A 22,690-nucleotide genomic window follows, 5' to 3' on the forward strand; every position below is an offset into this window, starting at 1 on the left:
GCGGGCCCGCTTTCATGTAGTGGAGAGGATCAAGGGGTGAGTGACGAAGTACAGCCCGGTCATGTACGGGTGCGCCTCGATTTGTCGTACGACGGCACCGACTTCTCCGGGTGGGCCAAGCAGGCCGGGGGACGCCGGACCGTGCAGGGGGAGATCGAGGACGCGCTGCGGACCGTCACGCGGTCCGGGGAGACGACGTACGAGCTGACCGTGGCCGGGCGGACGGACGCCGGGGTGCACGCGCGTGGCCAGGTGGCCCATGTGGACCTGCCGGCGGAGCTGTGGGCCGAGCACCGGGAGAAGCTGCTGAAGCGGCTCGCCGGGCGGCTGTCGAAGGACGTGCGGGTGTGGGCGCTCACCGAGGCTCCGGCCGGGTTCGACGCGCGGTTCGCCGCGCTGTGGCGGCGCTATGTGTACCGGGTCGGGGACCAGCCCGGCGGGGTGGATCCGCTGCTGCGCGGCCATGTGCTCTGGCACGACTGGGCGCTGGATGTCGCGGTGATGGACGCCGCAGCGAAGTCCCTGATCGGGGAGCACGACTTCGCGGCGTACGCGAAGCGGCGCGAGGGGGCGACGACGGTCCGCGAGATCCTCGACTTCGGGGTGCGCCGGCGGGCGGACGGCGTCGTGGAGATCGAGGTCCGGGCCGACGCCTTCTGCCACAACCAGGTGCGGTCCATGGTGGGTGCCCTGCTGTTCGTGGGCGACGGGCACCGTGACGTGGGCTGGCCGCGGCGGGTCCTGGACGCCCGTGTCCGCGACAGCGCCGTCCATGTCGTGCGTCCGCACGGGCTGACCCTGGAGGAGGTCGCCTACCCGGCGGACGGGCTGCTCGCGGAGCGGCAGCGGCAGGCCCGCCGGGTACGCGGCGACGTACCCCTGCTCAGCCGGCCAGGACCTTCTTGAACGCCGGCCGCAGATAGGGCGCCAGGGACTTCGAGTAACTGCCCGTCATGTGGCTGTAGTCCCAGTAGACGACGTGTCCGCCGATCACGGCCGGGCAGTAGCCGTTGGCGCAGAACGCGGGAATCGTGTCGATGATCCGGGCACCGTAGTCCTTGGCGACCTCGCGTTCCATCTGTCGGTACTCCGCGCGGTCCACGACGTTCTCGGCCTTCGGGTTGCAGGCGGAGAGGTGGTGCGCGTTCTTGGCCAGGCAGTCCGGGACGTTGAAGTTCGGGTATGGCGTGTCGGTCAGATACACCAGGTCCGCACCTGTGGCCTTGAGTTTTTCGAACGTCTCCCGGGCGCCCTCGCGGGTGGTGGTCGACTGGACGCGGTTGGCGACGACGATGACGTCCGGGTGGAGCCCGGCGATGCGGTCGAGGGCGGTCTTCCGCCATGTGGTGCACTCGGTGTACTCGCGGCCGAGGTCCTCGCGGGTGATCTTGTATGCCTCGGGGGTGCAGCCGCTCTTGATCACCGTGATGACCTTGACCTTGAGGTCGAGGCCGAGCTGGTTGAACGCGTTGCCCCACTGATAGGCGTGCGAGTCGCCGAGCAGCACCATGGTCTTGGTCGCCTTGGTGTCGCCGATCACGCAGTCGTTCCGCAGGGTGTAGCCGGTGATCAGCAGGTCGTCGATGCAGCCGTGGTCGCCTCGGTCGTCGGGCGCGCTCAGCAGCGCGTTCTCGCTGATCTTCGGATGGTCCATTGTGCTCACGGCCTGCTTCACCGAAGCGGTGCCTGAGTAGCCCGTGGCGGAGGCAGCGGTCGCGGAGGTGGCGAGCGACAGGTTGAGCGGCACCTGAAGGGCGATCGCCGTGGCGACGGCCGCGCAGGCGGTCAGCGCCCCGCCGGCGAGGATGCCACGCCAGGGGGTGAGGACGAGCTTCACGTTCTCCCTGAAGCGCCGTTCGATGATGTAGTGCATGGCGATCGCCATGAACAGGGAGAGGAACGCCACCCGGAAACGGTCGGAGTAGGTGAACTCCCGGTCGAGGACGCTGGGCCAGAGGATGAGGACCGGCCAGTGCCAGAGGTACCAGCCGTAGCTGACGTTCGCGACGAAGTTGAGGACGGGGTTGTCGAGGAGCTTCTCCGCGCCGAAGGCGGGAGCGGCACAGCCGCCGGCGATGATCAGCGAGGCGCCCAGGACGGGGCCGGCCACCGCGTATCCGGGCAGCGGGGTCTCCTCGGTGATGATGAGTGCCGTGCCGATGGTGGTGCCGAGCCCCACCCAGGACAGGACGGCCGCGAGCCCGGTGTTCATGCGGGAGATGAACGGGGCGCACAGGGCGAGCAGCACGCCGAAGGCGATCTCCCAGATGCGGGTGTGGGTCCCGAAGTAGGCGAGCGGCTGGTTCTTGGTGGTCTCTGTGTAGCCCATCCAGAAGGACGCGCCCACCACGGCGATGAGGAACAGCCCGACCAGCAGGCGGTTGCGGAAGACGACACGGCTGAGCCACGCGACGGCGACGAGCGCGATCGGGGCGACCACGTAGAACTGTTCCTCGATGCCCAGTGACCAGAAGTGCTGGTACGGGGACTGGCTGCCGTCGTTGGCGAAGTAGTCGGTGCCGTTCTCGGCGAGGCGCCAGTTGATGATGCTCAGGGAGGCGCTGAAGCCGTCGTGCATGTACTCACGGAAGTGGAACGGGCTCGCGTAGAGCCAGGCCACGACGGCCGTGACGATGATGGTGATGGCGGCGCCCGGGGCGAGGCGGCGGAAGCGGCGGGCCCAGAACTTGCTGAGGGACACCTTGCCCGTCTTGTCGATCTCGGCGAGGAGCTGGCTGCCGATGAGGAAGCCGCTGAGCACGAAGCTGACGTCCACGCCGCCGTGGATGTCGAGGATGCCGCAGTGCATGCTGACGACCATCATGATGGCGACGGCGCGCAGGCCCTGGATGTCCGGCCGGTACTTGCGAAGGCGCTCTGCCTGGGCGGCCGTTGAGCGATGGCGGGTCACGGTTCTCCCGTAGCAGGTGGTCAGTGGGCCGTCAGGCAGGCGGCAGCCGTTCCGCTGACGCGCACCCCTTGGGCGGGAATGTGGATGCCGCAGGACAGCCGCAGCTGGGCGGGCAGCTCGTTGTCCGCGCCGACGTGCGCGTGGCAGCCCACCACGACCTCGCGGAGGAACGATTCGCTGCCGATGGTGGAGTCGTGGTCCACCACGGACTCGTGGATCCGGGCGCCGTCGCCCACGGTGACGTGCGCGCCGATGATGGAACGGTCGACGACCACCCGGGGGCCGATGACGGCGTGCGCACCGATCGTCGAGCCGCCCGTGACGCGCGCGGCCGGGTCGACGGTGGCCGTGGGGTGGATCAGCGCCTCGGCCGGCGGTCCGACGAGGGGCGAGGGCGCCACGCCCGTGACCAGGTCGGCGGAGCCTTGCACGAAGGCCAGGGGCGTGCCGAGGTCGCGCCAGTAGTCGTCCGTGGTGCGGCCGAGGACGCGCGCGCCCCGGGCGACGAGCTGCGGGAAGGTCTCCTGTTCGACCGAGACCTCCCGGTCGGCGGGGATGGCGTCCAGGACCGAGCGGCGGAAGACGTAGCAGCCGGCGTTGATCTGGTCGGTGACGCACTCCTGCTGGGTCTTGGGCTTCTCCAGGAAGGACAGCACCCGGCCGGTGTCGTCGGTGGGGACCAGTCCGAAGGCGCGCGGGTCGGCGACCCGGGTGAGATGCAGGGTCACGTCGGCCGCGCGGGCCTCGTGGTGCTCCAGGAGGCCGCGCAGGTCGACGCCGGAGAGGATGTCGCCGTTGAGGATCAGGACCGGCGCGTCGGGTGCGCCGCGCAGCAGGCGTCCGGCGTTGCGGATCGCGCCGCCCGTGCCGAGCGGCACCTCCTCGACCGCGTAGGAGATCTCCAGGTCCCGGGAGAAGTTCCGGAACTCCTCCTCGAAGAGGCTCGCGAGGTACGAGGTGGCGAACACCAGGTGCTCGACGCCCGCGTCCATCAGCTTGGCCACCTGGTGGCGGATGAAGGAGGAGCCCGCCACGTCGAGGAGCGGCTTCGGGGTGTGGTTCGTCAGGGGGCGCAGGCGAGTTCCCTTGCCGCCCACCAGGATGATGGCTTCTTGCATGATTGCCTCGCTCGGTCAGCTAGCGGTGTCGGTCCCGGGGCCTGCGTAATCGGAGGTGAAGCAGGACTTGATCGCCTTCTCGGTGAGGGGGCGTCCGGCGAAGTCGAGCCGGGAGGCAACCTTGTCGTCGGGCTTGGTGGTCGGGTCGTCGTCGAAGTAGATCGACCACCAGTAGACGCCGCTCATCTTCCGTTCCTGGACGACCTTGCAGACGGCCGTGTACCAGTTGGCCTGCACTCGCGGGTTGACCGCGCGCTTGGTGTAGAAATCGCCGGGAGCGTGGTAGGCGCCCTTCATCGCGCCGATGCCGGCCTCGGCGATGGTGATCTTCGGCAGGGTGCCGGTGGCCTTCTTGTCCAGCCACGTGTCCCAGCCGTCGACCAGGGCCTTCACGGAGGCGTCATCATCGACCTTGACCGGGAAGTAGGCGTCGATGCCGAGGTGGTTGACCGGCATGGTGATCGGGCCGTTGACGTAGTTGTCCCAGTTCGCGTCGTATGCGACTTCGCCGCCGAAGGCCTTCTCGGCGTTGTCCACGAGCTTGCCCCAGCGCTGGTCGCCCTCCATGGAGTTCAGCTCGGTGCCGATGACGAAGGTCGCGGCCTTCTCGCCGTGCGCCGCCCGCAGGTAGGGCGTCAGGAACTTCTCGTACGAGGCGAACCAGGCGTCGCGGTCGGTGGGGGCGATGTTTCCGCGCCAGTTGCCGTCCGCGATGTCGAGGGACGACTCGTCCATGAGCGGCCGGACGGTGGTGCGCAGCCCGGCCTCGTGGAAGATCCGCAGGACGCGGGCGAGCCGGGCGGGGGTGGGCGTCTTGTCACCGCGGGTGATCTTCGTCGAGGTCTTGCCCGGGGTGAAGAAGGGGAAGGACACGCTGACGGAGTTGGCGTGCAGGCCGACCAGGTAGTCGGCGTGCAGCCGGGCCTGCTTCTCGACGTACTCCAGGGGGTGGTGGGGGTTGTCCTCCCAGTAGAGCTGGACGCCCCACTGAGGCATCCCCTTCTTCCACTGGTTGTCCACCTTGGCGACGTGCTCGGAGGGCGACGCGGCGGTCGTGCCGTCGCGGTCCGAGGAGCCGCCGGACCGCGTGCCGTCCTCGCCCTTGAGGACGAGGTCGGGCACGAGGGAGCCGGAGTCCCAGCGCAGCGGGTGGTCACCCGCGACGAAGGGGACCGCGACCACGAAGGAGATGACGGAAATGGGCAGCACGGCAAGCAGGGGCAAGCGGGCGCGCTTCATGAGATGTCGGACTCTTCCGGGTCAGGCGGGCTTGGCGATGACGACGAACTTGTTCTCCTCGCGGCGGATGAACTTCCACAGGCCCTTGATGCCGCCGGTGCCTTCGATGAGAGAGAAGTAGGGCAGCAGGGCGAGGACCGCGAAGGGCTCCCACCACCTGCGCCGGCCGTTCACCGAGGCGATCGCGTTGAGCCGTAGCCCTTCCCAGTACGCCCAGATCACATACGCGAAGCTGATCGACCACAGCAGGACCACCGACTGGGTCACCGGCGAGGTGTTCATGTCACCGATGAACCAGGCCACGAACAGCACGGTGCCGACGTGCTGCAGCGGGCCCAGGATCCAGCTGGTCACGCAGATGGTCAGGAACCAGCGGTAACGCAGCGGCACCTTGCGGTTGAAGCAGAGCGCCACCAGGCCCCAGGCCCAGCGCTCGCGCTGCTTGATGAAGTCCTTGGTGTTGGCCGGCGAGGCGCCGTAGCAGCGGCCGTTGAACCAGTCGCTGCGGCCCGGGTAGAGGCGGCAGAAGGTCAGGGCCAGACGGGCGTCCTCGACGATCTCCTTGGGGCCGAAGTCCCAGCCGATCTCGGCCTCGACGGAGGCGCGGATGACGAGCAGCTCGCCGTGCACACCGGCGGCCGGCGTGCCGAGCCCGGTGAAGGCGCGGAACCGCGCGATGTCGTCCGCGGGACGGATGGCGTCGGCGAACCAGGTGATCATGCTGACCGCGTTCTCGCGCGGGTACGTCAGGATGCCCTGCGCCATGTGCTTGACCTGGTCGGCGGGGGCCCGGCGCTGGCGGTTGATGAACTGGGCGAGCGCGGAGGCGGTGTCGGGGCCGACGCCGGTGTCGTCGTCCATGTGCAGGACCCACACATGGTCGAGTGCCTCGCCCTCCTCGATGCGCAGTTCGTGGGCGTAGTTGTTGGCGCGGGCCTTGAAGCGGGTGCCGTTCCTGGTCTCGTAGGCCTTCGGGACGGTGACCACGCGGATCAGCGGGCTGTTCGCGGCCAGGGCGTCGATGCGCTCGGCGGCCTCGCAGCCCTCCTCGGTGAGCACGTCCACGCGCATGTACGGGAACCACAAGGGCAGGTGCTCCACGTACGACAGGACCGAGCGTTCCAGGGCCGGGTAGGTGTCGTGCCGGCCGATGGTGGGGACGAGGACGATCAGGAAGTCCTGCTCCACCGGCGCGGGCGGGGTCATCAGATGCGCCTTGCGCTGCCGGCGGCGGATCAGGACGAAGCCCTGGATCGACACCAGCACGCCGGGCACCGGGAGGGCCCAGGCGATGGTGATCACCCAGGCCAGCGGTGACTGACTGGGGGTGTAGGACCAGAGACTGAAACAGAGCAGGCCCACCATCGGGATCAGAAACGGCAGGATGCCCGGCTTCCAGCCGGCGGTGCGTTTGGCCAGTTTCGCGTTGTGCCGCGAATGCGGCACCCCCCCGTCGACGACTGTCGCTGCCATGACTGCTGCGGAACTCCTGTGAGATCGGTGGCGCGTTGAGGCATCGACGGATCTCCGTCGCGGCGGGCGTGGCCGCACCGCGGCGATGGTGTTGTTCCGGGTTCCATCCCCCTCAACGCCTTTTCTGGCGTCTTGGCCAGTGGAGCCTCAGATGCCCCCCCGGGCTCCGAACCACTGGCCGAACAGACGACCTATCTTCGCATATATGCACGACAGCGGGAACTCTTGTGAGGAAGGCGACATCAAGAGTTCACCACGTGTGCAGTGGTGCGACCGTCTCTTATGTGGTGTGGGTGAACGGCCGGTGCTGCCCGCCCGTGATCACCCTCGCCGACCCGTAGGTCCGCTTCACATCCGCCGAGGTGTTCTTCTGCCGGGGCGCGGAGACGTTGTCGTACGTCAGTGCCTGGCCCCACACGGTCCACAGCACCCACGGTGTCCGGGCCAGGGTCCGGGGCTGGGCCGCGTTGAGCGGCACGTGGAAGGACTCGGCGACGATCCGCGGCCTGCGGTACGCCTCAAGGCCGCGGTACCAGACCTCGGTCCAGGCGCCCTCGCCGAAGGGCCTGGCCGGGGTGTCGCTGTAGTCGTCGACGCCCACGACGTCGACGTAGCGGCCGCCGGGGTAGTACGCGTCGGGCTCGCGCCCGTACGTCCCGTCCCAGGAGTTCGGTGACCAGACGAAGATCAGGTTGTGCAGGCCGCGACGGTGCACGAGGTAGTCGTACGTCAGCCGCCACAGCCTGCGGAACTCCGCCGGGTCCTGCCCCGACCACCAGAAACCGTGCCCCGGAGCCGTGTTCATCTCGTGGTACGGCCGCAGCAGCACCGGCACCCCACGGCCGGCCAGATAGCCCAGGTGGTCCGCGAGAAAGGCGAGGTCGTGCAGCAGGGCCCGGTGCTCGGGGCTGCCCTCGGTGACCACCCGGCCGAACCAGCCGGGGTCCGCGGCGCCGGGGGAGTTGCGGTGCAGCGTCTGCTGGAAGCCCTTGACGGGGCTGCCCGGGTAGGGCTGGTGGAAGGAGAAGCCGACCAGGCCCGCCGGGCCGCCCCCGTTGTGCGGCAGGGAGACCTCCGCGCCGGACGCGCACTCGCGGTGCGTGCCGGAGGGCCGGTACGAACCGTCGGCCGCCCGGGGCAGGCCCGCCCACACGCCGACGGCGAGGTCCACGGCGTCCTCCACATAGCCCCAGGAGCGGCGGCAGGACGGCCAGGCCGCGGAGTAGGAGCGGGCCTCGCCCACCGCCCAGCCGGGACGGCCGTAGCCGGGGCCGAGGTCGAGTTCGACGAAGCCGGGCAGCCGCCCGGTGATGTCGCGGGCCTTGCGGTAGTAGTAGCCCGGCTGTTTGGTGCCCCGGTAGTCGCCGTACTGCGCGTTGTACCGCTCGTTCTGCAGCTCCACGTGCTGGCCGATCACCGTACGGCTCGGGCGGCCGCGGCGGGCGGCGTTCTCCAGCCCGGCCAGCAGCGCGTAGACGCGGCGCGCGGCGGGTGTCGCCGCGGGGTCGCGCCCGCGCAGATCGGTGGGGACGAGGCGGGGACCGTGCGCCGCGCCCTCGCCCTCGGGCCAGGCCCATACACCCAGCGGGGCCAGCAGGGCCGTGCCGGCCGCGGCCGCTATCAGCCCTACCCGTGTCCGTCTGTCCAGGTCCAAGATGTCGCGCCGGTGCTGTGCGTCACTCGCCGGCCGCGGCCGACGCCTGGGCCTCGCCGCGGCGGCGGATCTGCCGGAAGGTGAACTCCGCCAGGTCGTCCCCGGTCGAGAAGACCTTGGTGTCCTTGGTCGTCACGTCCTTGCCGTCGGTGAAACCGGCGATGGTGAAGTAGGTGTAACGGCCGTAGGAGTTGGTCGTCGAGCGGCAGACCGCCGAGTCGCAGAAGGCCGGGACGCCCTTGCCCGCGAGGGACTTCACGATGCTCTTCTTGTCGGTCTGGCCCTTCGCCTTGACGGCCTGGGCCTCCGTCTCGAAGACGGCGACGCCGACGGTGACCGCGACCCCGTCCTTGAGGTAGCTGACCCGCAGCAGCCGCGTGCAGTCGTTGGCGGTGAGGACCTTGGGCAGGGTGCCGCCGGCGGCCGAGTCGCAGTCCTCGGCGTCGGCGGTGGCGCCCTTCTTGTAGACGGTCTCGCCCATGGTCAGCTGGGTGCCCGGGAAGAGGGTGTCGGCGCTGAGCGGTGCCGTGTCCTTCTGCGCGCTGGATATGAAGTCCTTCGGGTCCAGCGGCGGCGGCGCGCTGGTCGGATCGAAGGACGGCGCGGGCGCGGCGGAGTCGCTCGGCAGGGAAGCGCTCGCCGGCAGGTCGGTGGGCTGTCCCGACGCGTTCTTGTCGCCGTTGTCGCCGTTCGCCGAGACCACGGCCATCGCGACGGCCGCGCCGACCGCGACGGTGGCGAGCGCACCGCCGCCGATGAACAGCAGTTTGCGGCGCTTGTTCCGGGTCTCCGAGGCCTCCGCCAGCGCGGCCCAGTCCGGGGTCTGGCTGCCGCCGCTGCTCCAGGGCTGCTGAGAATGCGGTTTCCAGGGATCCCACTGGGACTGGGGTCCCCCCTGCCCATAGCTCATGGGGCGCATCCTAGACGGGGACCGGGTGTGCCGGTGCGCCCCTGCCCGGGGCGATAGGGGACCTATCGGCGCAGGGTGGCGCATCTTCGCCGCCGGAGGTGTCGGAGGCCACTCGTTTTGACCCACCCGAGGCGCCCCGGTATCCTGCATGTTCGTTGTGTATTGGCTTGCTCATTCTCACGGGACGGGCCCTTACACCGGTCCACCGGGCCGATGACCAGCGACCAGCACGCGGTTTGCGTCACCGCAGTGCGGTCAGGGCTGTCGTGATCGTCTTCGGTGACCTTGTCAGGACCATTCACTGAAGATAGCGAAGGCTACGAACCGTGCGTACGTACAGCCCCAAGCCCGGCGATGTGACGCGTCAGTGGCACGTCATCGACGCTCAGGACGTCGTCCTGGGTCGTCTCGCCACGACCGCCGCCACCCTCCTCCGGGGCAAGCACAAGCCGATCTACGCCCCCCACGTCGACACTGGTGACTTCGTCATCATCATCAACGCGGACAAGGTGCATCTCACGGGTAACAAGCGGACCCAGAAGATGGCGTACCGCCACTCCGGCTACCCGGGTGGTCTGCGCTCCGTCCGTTATGACGAGCTGCTCGACAAGAACCCCGAGAAGGCCATCGAGAAGGCCGTCAAGGGCATGCTCCCCAAGAACTCCCTGGGCCGTCAGATGCTCTCGAAGCTGAAGGTCTACAAGGGTGACCAGCACCCGCACGGCGCGCAGCAGCCGGTGCCGTTCGAGATCACCCAGGTCGCGCAGTAAGTCCGGCCACCCCCTAAGACTGAAGAGAATCTGAGGAGAATCGTGGCCGAGACCACTGCCGAGCAGCCGCTCGAAGAGCTTGACATCGACAGCTACACCACCGAGTCCGAGGTGCCCGTCGAGGGCGAGTACACCTCGGAGTCCCTGGCCTCCCGCTTCGGCGAGCCCCAGCCGGCCGCCGGCCTGGGCCGCCGTAAGAACGCCATCGCCCGGGTCCGGATCGTTCCGGGCTCCGGCAAGTGGAAGATCAACGGCCGCACCCTTGAGGACTACTTCCCGAACAAGGTGCACCAGCAGGAAGTCAACGAGCCGTTCAAGGTTCTGGAGCTGGAAGGCCGTTACGACGTCATCGCCCGCATCGCGGGCGGCGGTGTCTCCGGTCAGGCCGGTGCGCTCCGTCTCGGTGTCGCCCGCGCGCTGAACGAGGCCGACGTCGACAACAACCGCGGCCCGCTGAAGAAGGCCGGCTTCCTGCGTCGTGACGACCGTGCGGTCGAGCGCAAGAAGGCCGGTCTGAAGAAGGCCCGCAAGGCTCCGCAGTACAGCAAGCGCTGATCGCAGCTGCCTGCTCGTACTCCGAACGCCCCGGCGGCACGCCACAGTGCCACCGGGGCGTTCGTATATCACAGGCCAAGGGCGTATAACGGCACAAGACGCTCAAAGGCTTGTGTGATCGGATATCCAGGCATGCGATGCCTGGAATGCAGAGCCGCACCGACCCGGCAGCGAACCGTCGCATGCGCTACGGCTTCGCAACTGACGCTTCCTCAGGAGGACAAGTGGGACGACTCTTCGGCACGGACGGCGTGCGCGGCGTCGCCAACGCGGATCTGACGGCCGAGATGGCGCTCGGCCTCTCCGTCGCGGCGGCGCATGTGCTGGCCGAGGCGGGCAGCTTCGCGGGCCACAAGCCGACGGCGGTGGTCGGGCGGGACCCGCGTGCGTCCGGGGAGTTCCTGGAGGCCGCGATGGTCGCGGGCCTGGCCAGCGCGGGCGTGGACGTACTGCGGGTCGGCGTGCTGCCGACGCCCGCGGTGGCGTATCTGACCGGAGCCCTCGGGGCCGACCTCGGTGTCATGCTCTCCGCAAGCCACAACGCGATGCCCGACAACGGCATCAAGTTCTTCGCCCGCGGCGGCCACAAGCTCGCCGACGAGTTGGAGGACCGGATCGAGGGCGTCTACGAGGAGCACCGCACGGGCGCCCCCTGGGACCGCCCCACCGGCGCGGGCGTGGGCCGGGTGCGGACCTACGACGAAGGGTTCGACCAGTACGTCGCCCACCTCCTCGGCGTGCTGCCCAACCGGCTCGACGGGCTGAAGATCGTCCTCGACGAGGCGCACGGCGCCGCCGCCGGTGTCTCGCCGGAGGCCTTCTCCCGGGCCGGGGCACAGGTCGTCACCATCGGCGCCCAGCCGGACGGGCTCAACATCAACGACGGCTGCGGATCCACCCACCTGGACCAGCTGAAGGCCGCCGTCGTCGAGCACGGCGCCGACCTCGGCATCGCGCACGACGGCGACGCCGACCGCTGCCTGGCCGTGGACCACACCGGCGAGGAGATCGACGGCGACCAGATCCTGTCCGTGCTCGCGCTGGCGATGCGGGAGCGTTCCGCACTGCGCTCCGACACCGTTGTCGCGACCGTGATGTCGAATCTGGGCTTCAAGCTGGCCATGGAGCGCGAGGGCATCCGCCTCGTGCAGACCGCGGTCGGCGACCGCTACGTCCTGGAGGAGATGAAGGAGCACGACTACGCCCTCGGCGGCGAGCAGTCCGGGCATGTCATCGTCCTCGATCACGCCACCACCGGCGACGGCACGCTGACCGGGCTGCTGCTGGCCGCACGGGTCGCCGAGACCGGCCGTACGCTGCGGGACCTCGCGTCGGTCATGGAGCGGCTGCCCCAGGTCCTCATCAACGTGCCGGACGTGGACAGGTCCCGGGTGAAGACCTCCGCCGACCTCGCCGCCGCGGTCGCCGAGGCGGAGCGGGAGCTGGGCTCCGCCGGACGGGTACTGCTGCGTCCCTCGGGCACCGAGCCGCTGGTACGCGTCATGGTGGAGGCGGCGGACATCGACCAGGCCCGCTCGATCGCCGGCCGACTCGCCGACGCGGTGAAGTCAGCACTGGGGTAACCCCCGAACCCGCCACGCCCGGCTGGTCGCCTGCGCCAGGCCTTAACGGTCGCGGGGGAGCCAAGGGAGTCTGGCCGGGCTCCTGCCCCTCCCGGCCGGGATGCTCCGGCGGGGAGGGGGCGGAGCCGGAAGCCTGGCGGGGGCCCGACGAGGCGGTGGTTCGGGCTGCTTGGCCGGGCGGGTGGTCGTGTGGGTCGGTGGGGCGGGTTGCCGGCGGGGTGATGTCGCGTTGGGGAGCCCTCGAATGCGGTGCGCTCGGCTGGTGGGCTGCGCCGTCCGGGTTTGGATCGGGGCCGGTGGCCGACCGGAGTCTGTGCCGGAGTCGGCCGGGGGACCTACCGGGCCGCCTGGGCGGAGGGTCGGCCTCTCGGCCGGGCGGGTGGTTTGCCGGTGTGGGGGAGGGGTGCCGGGTAGGTCTCGAATCCCGTCTGCTGGCCCCGACCGACCGGAGAACCCGATCCGCCGCCCGGTGCGGCCCTCGCCGCTCGAAGTCCGATCCTCCCGGTGGCCGGCCGCGAACAGCCGACGGGGAGCCGAGCGGGTTCGTTCGGGTGGAGGGTCGGGGTGGGAGCCTGGGGTGGTGGTCAGGGGGATGGCTGGTGGCGGCGTCGTTGTTCTGACCAGAGGAATTTCTGGGTGAGCAGGGTGAGGCTGCCCGCGAGGACGATTCCGCCCAGGTTGGCCAGCAACTGCAAGACGGAACCCCAGGTCTGTGAGTAGTCCGTGTAGCTGAAGGCCACCGCGGCGTTCGCGGCCGCCGGGACCGTGGTCACGGAGATCGCCACACCGATCAGCGCGCCCGACTTGGCGGACGTCAGGGACAGGGTGCCGGCGATACCGGCCAGGAACGCCACCACGAACGACATCGCGTCCGGCTTCCAGATGAACGCGGTGTTCGGCCGGGCCGCCTCCACCATCGACTTCTCGAACAGCCCGAACACGTCCATCAGCCCGCTGAAACCGGCCGTCAGCACCATCGCCACGGCGAACCCGGCGAGCAGCGCCCACAGCGACCGCCACACCAGGTGCGGCGCCCGCTGGACGAGCGCCGTAGAGATCCCCGCGAGCGGCCCGAACTCCGGGCCGACGGCCATCGCGCCGACGATCAGGATCGCGTTGTCCAGCATCACACCGCACGCGGCGAGCATCGTGGCCACGGCGAGGAACGCGACATAGGTGACGGTGAGCGTCGACTCCTCGTGGGTCGCCTCGGCGAGGTGTTCCCACAGCACCGCGTCCGCGCCCTCGCCCGGCGCCTCCTCCTCGGCCTTGTCGGCCCGCTTGGACAGGCTCAGGTCGATGTTCTCGACGGCGATCGAGCCGGTCTCCTCAAGGCCCGACTCCCGCAGCGCGGTGAGCAGTTCATCGCCCGCCTCCCGGGCCACGTCGCACATGACGACGTCCCCGACGGGATTGCGGGCGGCGCCGGGCAGCACCACGAGGTGCGTGGCGCCGACGGTCCGCTCGATGAGGCGCACCACGTCGTCGGTCGCGTCGGACGGGACGATCAGCCGGAGGTGAAGCATGGCGGCAGGGTAGCGGTCACAGCTTGCGCAGCCGCAGCCGCTGTACCTTGTGATCCGGTCCCTTGCGCAGGATGAGGGTGGCGCGACCGCGGCTGGGGGCGATGTTCTCCACCAGGTTGGGCTTGTTGATGGTCCGCCAGAGCGTGCGGGCGTAGTCCAGGGCCTCCTCCTCGGACACCTGCGTGTACTTGCGGAAGTACGAGGACGGGTCCAGGAACGCGGTGGCGCGCAGCTTGCGGAAGCGGCTGAGGTACCAGCGCTCGATGTCCTCGGCACCGGCGTCGACGTACACGCTGAAGTCGAAGTAGTCGGCGAGGCCGACCCGGGTGCGGCCGTCCGTGCCGGGCAGGGCCTGCTGGAGGACGTTCAGGCCCTCGACGATGAGGATGTCCGGGCGGCGGACGGTGAGCCGCTCGCCGGGCACGATGTCGTAGATCAGGTGGGAGTAGACGGGGGCGGTGACCTCGTCCTTGCCGGCCTTGATGTCGGCGACGAAACGGATGAGGGCGCGGCGGTCGTACGACTCCGGGAAGCCCTTGCGGGACATCAGGCCGCGCGCCACCAACTCCTTGGTGGGGAGCAGGAAGCCGTCCGTGGTGACCAGTTCGACCCGCGGGTGTTCCGGCCAGCGGGACAGCAGTGCCTGGAGGAGGCGGGCGACGGTGGACTTGCCCACGGCGACGGATCCGGCGACGCCTATGACGAACGGTGTGCCGGGCTGGGAGCCCTGTTCGCCGAGGAAGGTGTTCAGGGCGCTTCTGAGCCCGTCCGTGGCGCCGACGTACAGGTTGAGCAGCCGGGACAGCGGGAGGTAGATGTCGCGCACCTCGTCGAGGTCGATGACGTCGCCGAGGCCGCGCAGCTTTTCGACCTCCTCGGCGGTGAGCGGCAGCGGCGTCTTGTCGCGCAGCGCGCTCCACTCGGCTCGGGTGAGGTCGACGTAGGGAGTCGTCTCCGGCCGGTGCCGGTGGGCGCTCCGGGGCATCGAGGAGACCGGAGAGATCACAGTCCATTGTTAACGGAGTTTGAACGGCACGGCGGGTGGGATGGGTCACGCGCAGGAGCGGCGTCCGATGACGGGTGGTCGTACGACGGTGGGAATTTCCGATTTCGGGCACGCGGTGCCGGTTTTGCGCGGGCTTCGGCCCGTAGGCTGCGGCCCATGTGCGGAATCGTGGGATATGTCGGGGTCCAGTCGGCGCTCGACGTCGTCATGGCCGGGCTGAAACGGCTGGAGTACCGGGGGTACGACTCGGCGGGCGTCGCCGTGCCCGCGGACGGCGGGCTCGCCGCCGCGAAGCGGGCCGGAAAACTCGTCAACCTGGAGAAGGAGCTGGTCGAACGGCCGCTGCCGGCGGGGACCACGGGCATCGGACACACCCGGTGGGCCACCCATGGGGCGCCCACGGACGTCAACGCGCATCCGCACCTGGACAACGCGGGGCGGGTCGCGGTGGTGCACAACGGGATCATCGAGAACTTCGCGGTGCTGCGCGCCGAGCTGACCGAGCGCGGCCACGACCTCGTGTCCGAGACCGACACCGAGGTGGTCGCGCACCTGCTGGCCGAGGAGTTCTCCGTGACCGCCGACCTCGCCGAGGCGATGCGGCTGGTGTGCCGGCGGCTGGAGGGCGCGTTCACCCTGGTGGCGGTGCATGCGGACGAACCGGACGTGGTGGTCGGGGCGCGGCGGAACTCGCCGCTCGTGGTGGGCGTTGGAGAGGGCGAGGCCTTTCTCGCCTCGGACGTCGCCGCGTTCATCGCCCACACGCGGTCGGCGATCGAGCTGGGTCAGGACCAAGTGGTGGAACTGCGCCGGGACGGCGTCACGGTGACGGGCTTCGACGGCCGTCCGGCGGAGGTCAGGTCGTACCACGTGGACTGGGACGCGTCGGCCGCGGAAAAGGGGGGTTATGACTACTTCATGCTCAAGGAGATCGCCGAGCAGCCCAAGGCGGTCGCCGATACGCTGCTGGGCCGCATCGACGCGGCCGGTTCGCTGAGCCTGGACGAGGTCCGGATCGGCGCGGGTGAACTGCGCGAGGTGGACAAGGTCGTCATCGTCGCGTGCGGTACGGCCTTCCACGCGGGTCTGATCGCCAAGTACGCCATCGAGCACTGGACGCGGATCCCGTGCGAGGTGGAGCTGGCCAGCGAGTTCCGCTACCGGGACCCGATCCTCGACCACCGGACGCTGGTCATCGCGGTCTCCCAGTCCGGCGAGACCATGGACACCCTGATGGCGCTGCGGCACGCCCGCGAGCAGGGGTCCAAGGTGCTGGCGATCTGCAACACCAACGGGTCGACGATTCCGCGCGAGTCGGACGCGGTGCTGTACACCCATGCCGGGCCGGAGGTCGCGGTCGCCTCGACCAAGGCGTTCCTCACGCAGTTGGTGGCCTGCTATCTGGTGGCGCTGTATCTGGCCCAGGTGCGGGGCACCAAGTGGGGTGACGAGATCGGGGCGGTCATCCGGGACCTGTCGCGGATCGCCGGGTCGGTCGAGCGGGTCCTGGAGACGATGGAGCCGGTGCGGGCGCTGGCGCGCACGCTCGCCGCGAAGAACACGGTGCTCTTCCTGGGGCGGCATGTGGGGTATCCGGTGGCGCTGGAGGGCGCGCTGAAGCTGAAGGAACTGGCGTACATGCACGCCGAGGGCTTTGCGGCCGGGGAGTTGAAGCACGGGCCGATCGCGCTGATCGAGGAAGACCTGCCGGTGGTGGTCGTCGTGCCGTCACCGCAGGCGCGGTCGGTGCTGCACGACAAGATCGTGTCCAACATCCAGGAGATCCGGGCGAGGGGCGCGCGGACGATCGTGATCGCGGAGGAGGGCGACGAGGAGGTGGCCCCGTACGCCGACCACCTGATCCGCATCCCGGTGACCCCGGCCCTGCTCCAGCCGATGGTGGCGACCGTCCCGCTCCAGGTGTTCGCCTGTGAACTCGCCACCGCGCGCGGCAACGAGGTGGACCAGCCGCGAAACCTGGCGAAGTCGGTGACGGTGGAGTAGCAGGCCCCTGTGCCGCGCGGCGCTTCGGCGGGCCGCGGTCATGTCGGCAGGTACCGCCGGTGCGAGGGCCCGCCCGTGCGGTGCCGCGAGTCGTTGCTCAGGTCTGCGGTCCGGATCTGCCGCCGTGTGCTGCTGTTCTGAGTCGTCGTCATGGGGGCCGGTTCACCGTAGGGTGCTCGGCATGAGCATCATCGGGGTCGGTATCGACGTGGCCGAGATCGACCGGTTCGAGGCAGCGCTGCAACGGACGCCCGGACTGGTCGGCCGGCTCTTCCTGGAAAGCGAGTTGCTGCTGCCGGGCGGCGAGCGCCGGGGCGCGGCCTCCCTCGCCGTGCGCTTCGCCGCCAAGGAGGCCCTGGCCAAGGCGCTCGGGGCCCCGCCCGGACTGCACTGGACGGACGCCGAGGTGTACGTCGAGGACAGCGGGCAGCCCCGGCTGCGGGTGACGGGCACGGTCGCGGCCCGGGCCGCCCAGCTCGGCGTGACGTCCTGGCACGTCTCGCTCAGCCACGACGCGGGCGTGGCGTCCGCGGTGGTGATCGCGGAGGGCTGACGATCCGCCGGGCCACGGGGGCGCGGGTGCGGGCGCGGGGGCATCCGGGGCAGACTCGAACGCATGCGTACTGCGTACAGCGTGGAGACGGTGCGGGCCGCCGAGCGTGATCTCATGGCGCGGTTGCCGGAGGGGGCGCTCATGCAGCGTGCCGCCGCCGGACTGGCGGCCGCCTGTGCCGAGTTGCTCGGACGTGTCTACGGCAGCCGGGTCGTGCTGCTGGTGGGCAGCGGGGACAACGGAGGTGACGCCCTGTACGCCGGGGCGCGGCTCGCGCGCCGGGGGGCGGGGGTGACGGCCGTGCTGCTCGCGGCCGACCGCACCCATCCCGCGGGACTCGCCGCGCTGCGCCGCGCGGGCGGCAGCGTCGCCGCGTCCGGCGGCGGCGAGGCGGCGATCGGGCGGGCCGACCTCGTCGTCGACGGCATCGTCGGGATCGGCGGGCGGGGCGGGCTGCGGCCCGAGGCCGCGGCCCTGGCCGCCGCCGCCGAGCGGTCCCGCGCCGCCGTCGTCGCCGTCGACCTGCCGAGCGGGATCGAGGCGGACACCGGGCAGGTGCTGGGGGCCGCCGTCCGCGCCGACCTCACCGTGACCTTCGGGACGCACAAGCCCGGGCTGCTGATCGACCCCGCCCGGGAGCACGCGGGTAGCGTGCGGCTCGTCGACATCGGGCTCGACCTGCCCGCCGAGCCGGAACTTGAGGCCCTGCAACACGCGGACGTGGCCCGGCTGCTGCCGGTGCCCGGGGCGGAGAGCGACAAGTACCGGCGCGGGGTCGTCGGGATCGCGGCCGGGTCGGCGCGGTATCCGGGGGCCGCCGTGCTCGCCGTGTCGGGCGCGTTGCGCGGCGGGGCCGGGGCCGTGCGGTACGTCGGGCCCGCCGGAGACGCCGTCATCGCCCGCTTCCCCGAGACCCTGGTCTCCGACCGGGGCCCGCACAAGGCGGGACGGGTGCAGGCATGGGTCACCGGGCCGGGCGCCGGGGACGACGCCGGGACCGTCGCGGAGGTGGTCGGGGCCGAGGTGCCGGTGCTCATCGACGCGGACGGGCTGCGGCTGGCCGACCGGGACGCCGTACGGGCCCGCACGGCGCCGACCCTGATGACCCCGCACGCCGGAGAGGCCGCCGCGCTGCTGGGCGTGGACCGCGAGGAGGTCGAGGGGGCGCGGCTGCCGGCGGTGCGCGAGTTGGCCGCGCGGTACCGGGCCACCGTCCTGCTCAAGGGCTCGACCACGCTGGTCGCCGACCCGGACGGCGGGGCCGTACGCGTCAACGCGACGGGGACGGCGTGGCTGGCCACCGCGGGCAGCGGGGACGTGCTGTCCGGGCTCGCGGGATCCCTGCTGGCCTCGGGCCTCTCCCCCCGGGACGCGGGCAGCGTGGCCGCGTACCTGCACGGGCTGGCGGGCCGGTTCGCGGCGGCCGGGGCGCCCGTGGGGGCGCACGATGTGGCGGGGGCGGTTGCGCGGGCGTGGCGGGATGTCCGGGCGGAGACCGGTGGCGGACCTGGGCGGTAGGCGGCGGCGGGGGTTCGTGGGCGGGGGTGTACGCCGGGCGCGGGGAGGGCGTGTGGGCCGGCGGGTCTGTTCGCTGCGGCCGGGGGGCCGTGGGGTGCACGATGTGGCGGGGGGCGGGTTCTGGAGGTTGTTCGGCGGTTGGTGCAGGGCCTGTCGTCCGGCTGGGGCGGGCGGGGTCCGGAGTCGGCCGGGAGCGGTGGTTCGGCGGGGCGCGTGGCGGCGTGTGGGGCGCGTGGCGGTGGTCGGGCGCGGGGCTGTGCCCCGATACCACCGGCCGTCTCTGAGACACTGGGGGCGCCATGAAAGACACAGCACCCCTGCCGACGGCGCCCCTGCGAGCCCGTGCCGAGATCGATCTGGCCGCGCTGCGGTCCAATGTGCGCGCCCTGCGCGCCCTCGCACCGGGCGCCGCCCTGATGGCCGTCGTCAAGTCCGACGCGTACGGCCACGGGGCGGTACCGTGCGCCCGGGCGGCCCTTGACGCGGGTGCGACCTGGCTCGGCACGGCCACCCCCGAGGAGGCCCTTGAGCTGCGCGCGGCCGGCCTGCCGGGGCGCGTCATGTGCTGGCTGTGGACCCCCGGCGGCCCCTGGCGGCAGGCGATCGAGGCCGACGTCGATGTGTCGGTCAGCGGGATGTGGGCGCTGCGCGAGGTCACGGCGGCGGCACGCGAGGCGGGCCTGCCCGCGCGGGTGCAGCTCAAGGCGGACACCGGGCTCGGGCGCAACGGCTGCCAGCCCGCCGACTGGGCCGAACTGGTGGGCGCCGCCCTGCGCGCCGAGGCGGACGGGCTGATCCGGATCACCGGGCTCTGGTCGCACTTCGCCTGCGCCGACGAGCCCGGCCATCCGTCCATCGCCGCCCAGCTCACCCGCTTCCTGGAGATGACGGCGTACGCCGAGGACCAGGGCGTACGCCCCGAGGTGCGGCACATGGCCAACTCGCCGGCCACGCTCACCCTCCCTGAGGCCCACTTCGACCTGGTGCGCACCGGAATCGCGGTCTACGGCATCTCGCCCGGCCCGGAGATCGGCACCCCCGCCGACTTCGGACTGCGTCCGGTGATGACGCTGGCGGCGTCGCTGGCGCTGGTCAAGCACGTTCCGGGCGGGCACGGCATCAGCTACGGCCACCACTACGTCACCCCGGGCGAGACGACCCTCGGCCTGGTGCCCGTCGGCTACGCGGACGGCGTCCCGCGGCACGCCTCCGGCACCGGCCCGGTGCTGGTCGGCGGCAAGTGGCGGACCATCGCCGGGCGGGTCGCGATGGACCAGTTCGTGGTCGACCTCGGCGGCGATCGGCCCGAGACCGGCGCCGAGGCGGTCCTGTTCGGGCCCGGCGACCGCGGTGAGCCCACCGCCGAGGACTGGGCGCAGGCCGCCGGCACCATCGCGTACGAGATCGTCACACGCATCGGAACCCGCGTCCCCCGCGTCTACGTGAACGAGGACCGGGACGGGTAGTCCGCACAGGGACCCGGGGCCCACCTGTACCGGTGGACCGGCCCGGTGACGCACGTGCCGACGGCACGCAGACCCGCAGCACACCCACCCAGCGAACGTGCAGTACGGCGAAGAGGAGCGGTACGTGAGCGAGAGCAGCGCGAAGGCCGTCGTGGGCGCCGCCGCGGCGGCCGTCGCCTCCGCCGCGCAGGAGGCCGGCGGCTGGCGCAGGGCGACCGGCCTCGCGGGCGCCGCGATAGGCGTGCTGGCCGCGGGCGCGGCGGCCGGTGTCGCGATCGAGCGGATGACCGTGGGCCGCGGGGTGCGCCGCAAGGCACGGCTGGCGCTGGACTCCACGGGACCGTACGGCGCGCTGCGCGGCACCCCGGGCAAGGCGTACGCCGACGACGGCACCGAGCTGTACTTCGAGGTCGACGAGGTCGAACCCGAGGGCGGCCCGGCGCCCCGGCGGCGCCGCCTCTTCGGCCGTAAGGCACCCGTCCCGGTCACCGTCGTCTTCAGCCACGGCTACTGCCTCAGCCAGGACTCCTGGCACTTCCAGCGGGCGGCGCTGCGGGGCGTCGTGCGGGCCGTGTACTGGGACCAGCGCAGCCACGGCCGGTCCGGGCGGGGCATGGCACAGCTGCGGGACGATGTGCCGCTGAGCATCGACCAGCTCGGCCGCGATCTGAAGGCCGTCATAGACGCGGCCGTGCCGGAGGGGCCGATGGTGCTGGTCGGACACTCCATGGGCGGCATGACCGTGATGGCGCTGGCCGCCCAGTACCCGGAACTGATCCGCGACCGGGTGGTCGCCGCCGCGCTGGTCGGTACGTCGTCCGGGCGGCTCGGCGAGGTCAACTTCGGGCTGCCGCTGGCCGGCGTCAACGCGGTGCGCCGGGTCCTGCCGGGCGTGCTGAAGGCGCTCGGGCAGCAGGCGGCGCTGGTCGAGAAGGGGCGCCGGGCCACGGCCGACCTGTTCGCCGGGATCATCAAGCGGTACTCGTTCGCGTCCCGGGACGTCGATCCGGCGGTCGAGCGGTTCGCCGAGCGGATGATCGAGTCAACCCCGATCGACGTGGTCGCCGAGTTCTACCCGGCCTTCACCGACCACGACAAGACCGAGGCGCTCGACTACTTCAAGGACATGCCCGTGCTGGTGCTGGCCGGGGTGCGGGACCTGATCACGCCCAGTGAGCACAGCGAGGCCATCGCCGACCTGCTCCCGGAGGCGGAGCTGGTGCTGGTCCCGGACGCGGGGCACCTGGTGATGATGGAGCACCCCGAAGTGGTGACCGACCGGCTCGCCGACCTGCTCACCCGCGTGGGAGCCATGCCGGCAGGGGCTACCGTAAGTGGCTATGGAAGCACCAGCAGCGCCGCCCGACCCGGCTGACCCCCGTGCCGTAGAGATCACCGTCAACTCTCCCGAACAGATGAGGGAGTTGGGCCGCACGCTGGCCAAGCTGCTGCGCGCCGGCGATCTGGTGATGCTCAGCGGGGAGCTGGGCGCCGGCAAGACGACGCTCGCCCGTGGGCTCGGCGAAGGGCTCGGCGTGCGCGGGGCGGTCACCTCGCCGACGTTCGTGATCGCCCGGGTGCACCCGCCGCTGGGCGACGGCGCGCCGCTCGTCCATGTCGACGCCTACCGGTTGTCCGGTGGCCTGGACGAGATGGAGGACCTCGACCTCGATGTCTCGCTGCCCGAATCGGTGGTCGTCGTGGAGTGGGGCGAGGGCAAGGTCGAGGAGCTGACCGAGGACCGGTTGCAGATCGTGATCCACCGGGCCGTCGGGGACACGACGGACGAGGTACGGCAGGTGACGCTGGCCGGGCTCGGGGAGCGCTGGCAGACCGTGGACCTCGGGGTGATCGCCGCCTGAGCGTCCGAGGTCCGCGGTCGTGTGCGGGAGCGTCATGGGTTCTCGCGCAGTTCCCCGCGCCCCTGACGGGGGCGGCCCCGGCCCCGCGGGCCTAGCGGGCGCTGGTTGCGCTGCTCGGGGGTGGGGGTGGGTGGGAGATGATCGCCGCGGCTGCGCATGCGGCGAGCAGGTCGCGCATGGGGACCGGGGCGGGATCGAGTGGCGGTGCCGTGGGGGGCTTGCGCGGTGGTGCCGTGGGTTCCGGGGCCGGCATGGACGCCTCCTGACGAACGGGGGCGGACGCAGCCAGGCACTACCGGGTACTTAGGTACACCTAACTACGGGCTGGATACCATGTGACCACACCGGACGCGCCCGGGGCAATATTTTCCCGACAAGTTGTCGGAACCATCGGTACCCGCCCCGCACCAGCTCAGGGCCGACCCGCCCCCCGCCGTGGCCGCCCCGCTAGGGGCGCGGGGAACGGCGCGACCAGCCACGACGCTCCCGCACACGTCCGCGGCCCTCGGATCGCATCTGCTGTGGGTCGCCGCGTCATCCCG

Annotated in this window: 18 protein-coding genes; 10 read left to right on the forward strand and 8 right to left on the reverse strand. The window is 71.1% G+C overall.

What is annotated here, in order from left to right; all coding sequences use genetic code 11:
• Positions 1 to 36: 36 nt before the first annotated feature.
• Positions 37 to 906 carry a tRNA pseudouridine(38-40) synthase TruA gene (gene truA, locus ACFYTE_RS00300; protein WP_388702773.1) on the forward strand — a complete coding sequence of 290 codons (870 nt, stop codon included), beginning with the start codon at positions 37 to 39 and terminating at the stop codon, positions 904 to 906.
• Here the strand turns inward: truA and ACFYTE_RS00305 are convergent.
• From ACFYTE_RS00305 to ACFYTE_RS00330, 6 genes are all read right to left on the reverse strand, one after another.
• Entirely contained in the window at positions 884 to 2,911 is a 2,028-nt protein-coding gene (locus tag ACFYTE_RS00305) for an acyltransferase family protein (RefSeq protein ID WP_388702775.1), read from the reverse strand. The two genes, truA and ACFYTE_RS00305, sit on opposite strands and share 23 nt — an antisense overlap.
• Positions 2,912 to 2,931: 20 nt before the next feature.
• A complete protein-coding gene (locus tag ACFYTE_RS00310) occupies positions 2,932 to 4,029 on the reverse strand; it encodes a sugar phosphate nucleotidyltransferase (protein ID WP_388702777.1) in 1,098 nt (365 codons plus the stop codon).
• A 15-nt stretch (positions 4,030 to 4,044) separates the two neighbouring features.
• Entirely contained in the window at positions 4,045 to 5,268 is a 1,224-nt protein-coding gene (locus ACFYTE_RS00315) for a glycoside hydrolase family 113 (protein ID WP_388702780.1), read from the reverse strand.
• 21 nt (positions 5,269 to 5,289) lie between these two features.
• Entirely contained in the window at positions 5,290 to 6,741 is a 1,452-nt protein-coding gene (locus ACFYTE_RS00320; RefSeq protein WP_388702782.1) for a glycosyltransferase family 2 protein, read from the reverse strand.
• A gap of 280 nt (positions 6,742 to 7,021) precedes the next feature.
• Complete coding sequence (locus ACFYTE_RS00325; protein WP_388702784.1) at positions 7,022 to 8,395, reverse strand: glycoside hydrolase family 26 protein; 1,374 nt, start codon at positions 8,393 to 8,395, stop codon at positions 7,022 to 7,024.
• 22 nt (positions 8,396 to 8,417) lie between these two features.
• Entirely contained in the window at positions 8,418 to 9,305 is an 888-nt protein-coding gene (locus ACFYTE_RS00330; RefSeq protein WP_388702787.1) for a hypothetical protein, read from the reverse strand.
• 326 nt (positions 9,306 to 9,631) lie between these two features.
• Between ACFYTE_RS00330 and rplM the strand changes: the two genes are divergently transcribed.
• The 3 genes from rplM to glmM all read left to right on the forward strand — a co-directional run bounded on the left by rplM (position 9,632) and on the right by glmM (position 12,213).
• Entirely contained in the window at positions 9,632 to 10,075 is a 444-nt protein-coding gene (gene rplM / locus ACFYTE_RS00335; protein WP_388702790.1) for a 50S ribosomal protein L13, read from the forward strand.
• A 42-nt stretch (positions 10,076 to 10,117) separates the two neighbouring features.
• Positions 10,118 to 10,630 (forward strand): 30S ribosomal protein S9, encoded by a 513-nt coding sequence (gene rpsI, locus ACFYTE_RS00340; protein ID WP_030173946.1) that lies wholly within the window; start codon positions 10,118 to 10,120, stop codon positions 10,628 to 10,630.
• Positions 10,631 to 10,854: 224 nt separating this feature from the next.
• Positions 10,855 to 12,213, forward strand: a complete 1,359-nt coding sequence (gene glmM / locus ACFYTE_RS00345) for a phosphoglucosamine mutase (protein ID WP_388702794.1) — start codon at positions 10,855 to 10,857, stop codon at positions 12,211 to 12,213.
• A 584-nt stretch (positions 12,214 to 12,797) separates the two neighbouring features.
• On the opposite strand, the gene ACFYTE_RS00350 is transcribed toward glmM, so the two are convergent.
• Positions 12,798 to 13,739: a DUF389 domain-containing protein gene (locus ACFYTE_RS00350; protein WP_388702797.1), complete on the reverse strand. Its 942-nt coding sequence runs from the start codon at positions 13,737 to 13,739 to the stop codon at positions 12,798 to 12,800.
• 16 nt (positions 13,740 to 13,755) lie between these two features.
• The gene (gene coaA, locus ACFYTE_RS00355) at positions 13,756 to 14,724 is read right to left on the reverse strand and encodes a type I pantothenate kinase (protein WP_388703963.1); all 969 of its coding nucleotides are present in this window, start codon (positions 14,722 to 14,724) and stop codon (positions 13,756 to 13,758) included.
• Between the two features lie 177 nt (positions 14,725 to 14,901).
• Here coaA and glmS point away from each other — a divergent pair, with 177 nt between their 5' ends.
• The 6 genes from glmS (at position 14,902) to tsaE (ending at position 22,148) form a co-directional block, all read left to right on the forward strand.
• Complete coding sequence (gene glmS / locus ACFYTE_RS00360; RefSeq protein ID WP_388702799.1) at positions 14,902 to 16,749, forward strand: glutamine--fructose-6-phosphate transaminase (isomerizing); 1,848 nt, start codon at positions 14,902 to 14,904, stop codon at positions 16,747 to 16,749.
• Positions 16,750 to 16,930: 181 nt separating this feature from the next.
• Positions 16,931 to 17,302, forward strand: coding sequence for a holo-ACP synthase (locus tag ACFYTE_RS00365; RefSeq protein WP_388702802.1), 372 nt, complete (start codon positions 16,931 to 16,933; stop codon positions 17,300 to 17,302).
• A 63-nt stretch (positions 17,303 to 17,365) separates the two neighbouring features.
• Positions 17,366 to 18,820 (forward strand): NAD(P)H-hydrate dehydratase, encoded by a 1,455-nt coding sequence (locus ACFYTE_RS00370; protein ID WP_388702804.1) that lies wholly within the window; start codon positions 17,366 to 17,368, stop codon positions 18,818 to 18,820.
• Positions 18,821 to 19,119: 299 nt separating this feature from the next.
• Positions 19,120 to 20,286, forward strand: a complete 1,167-nt coding sequence (gene alr / locus ACFYTE_RS00375) for an alanine racemase (protein ID WP_388702806.1) — start codon at positions 19,120 to 19,122, stop codon at positions 20,284 to 20,286.
• A gap of 124 nt (positions 20,287 to 20,410) precedes the next feature.
• Positions 20,411 to 21,661, forward strand: coding sequence for an alpha/beta fold hydrolase (locus ACFYTE_RS00380; RefSeq protein ID WP_388702808.1), 1,251 nt, complete (start codon positions 20,411 to 20,413; stop codon positions 21,659 to 21,661).
• Entirely contained in the window at positions 21,627 to 22,148 is a 522-nt protein-coding gene (gene tsaE, locus ACFYTE_RS00385) for a tRNA (adenosine(37)-N6)-threonylcarbamoyltransferase complex ATPase subunit type 1 TsaE (protein WP_388702810.1), read from the forward strand. Before ACFYTE_RS00380 ends, tsaE begins: the two co-directional genes overlap by 35 nt.
• The last annotated feature ends 542 nt before the right edge of the window (positions 22,149 to 22,690 follow it).

The organism is Streptomyces sp. NPDC004629 (assembly GCF_042873595.1).
Taxonomy (GTDB): Bacteria; Actinomycetota; Actinomycetes; order Streptomycetales; family Streptomycetaceae; genus Streptomyces.

Bases quoted from the DNA above. Each gene is read 5' to 3' on its own strand.
- ACFYTE_RS00310 (WP_388702777.1), bottom strand. From the start codon at position 4,029: ATGCAAGAAGCCATCATCCTGGTGGGCGGCAAGGGAACTCGCCTGCGC.
- ACFYTE_RS00315 (WP_388702780.1), bottom strand. From the start codon at position 5,268: ATGAAGCGCGCCCGCTTGCCCCTGCTTGCCGTGCTGCCCATTTCCGTC.
- ACFYTE_RS00320 (WP_388702782.1), bottom strand. From the start codon at position 6,741: ATGGCAGCGACAGTCGTCGACGGGGGGGTGCCGCATTCGCGGCACAAC.
- ACFYTE_RS00330 (WP_388702787.1), bottom strand. From the start codon at position 9,305: ATGAGCTATGGGCAGGGGGGACCCCAGTCCCAGTGGGATCCCTGGAAA.
- ACFYTE_RS00350 (WP_388702797.1), bottom strand. From the start codon at position 13,739: ATGCTTCACCTCCGGCTGATCGTCCCGTCCGACGCGACCGACGACGTG.
- coaA (WP_388703963.1), bottom strand. From the start codon at position 14,724: ATGCCCCGGAGCGCCCACCGGCACCGGCCGGAGACGACTCCCTACGTC.
- glmS (WP_388702799.1), top strand. From the start codon at position 14,902: ATGTGCGGAATCGTGGGATATGTCGGGGTCCAGTCGGCGCTCGACGTC.
- ACFYTE_RS00365 (WP_388702802.1), top strand. From the start codon at position 16,931: ATGAGCATCATCGGGGTCGGTATCGACGTGGCCGAGATCGACCGGTTC.
- ACFYTE_RS00370 (WP_388702804.1), top strand. From the start codon at position 17,366: ATGCGTACTGCGTACAGCGTGGAGACGGTGCGGGCCGCCGAGCGTGAT.
- alr (WP_388702806.1), top strand. From the start codon at position 19,120: ATGAAAGACACAGCACCCCTGCCGACGGCGCCCCTGCGAGCCCGTGCC.
- tsaE (WP_388702810.1), top strand. From the start codon at position 21,627: ATGGAAGCACCAGCAGCGCCGCCCGACCCGGCTGACCCCCGTGCCGTA.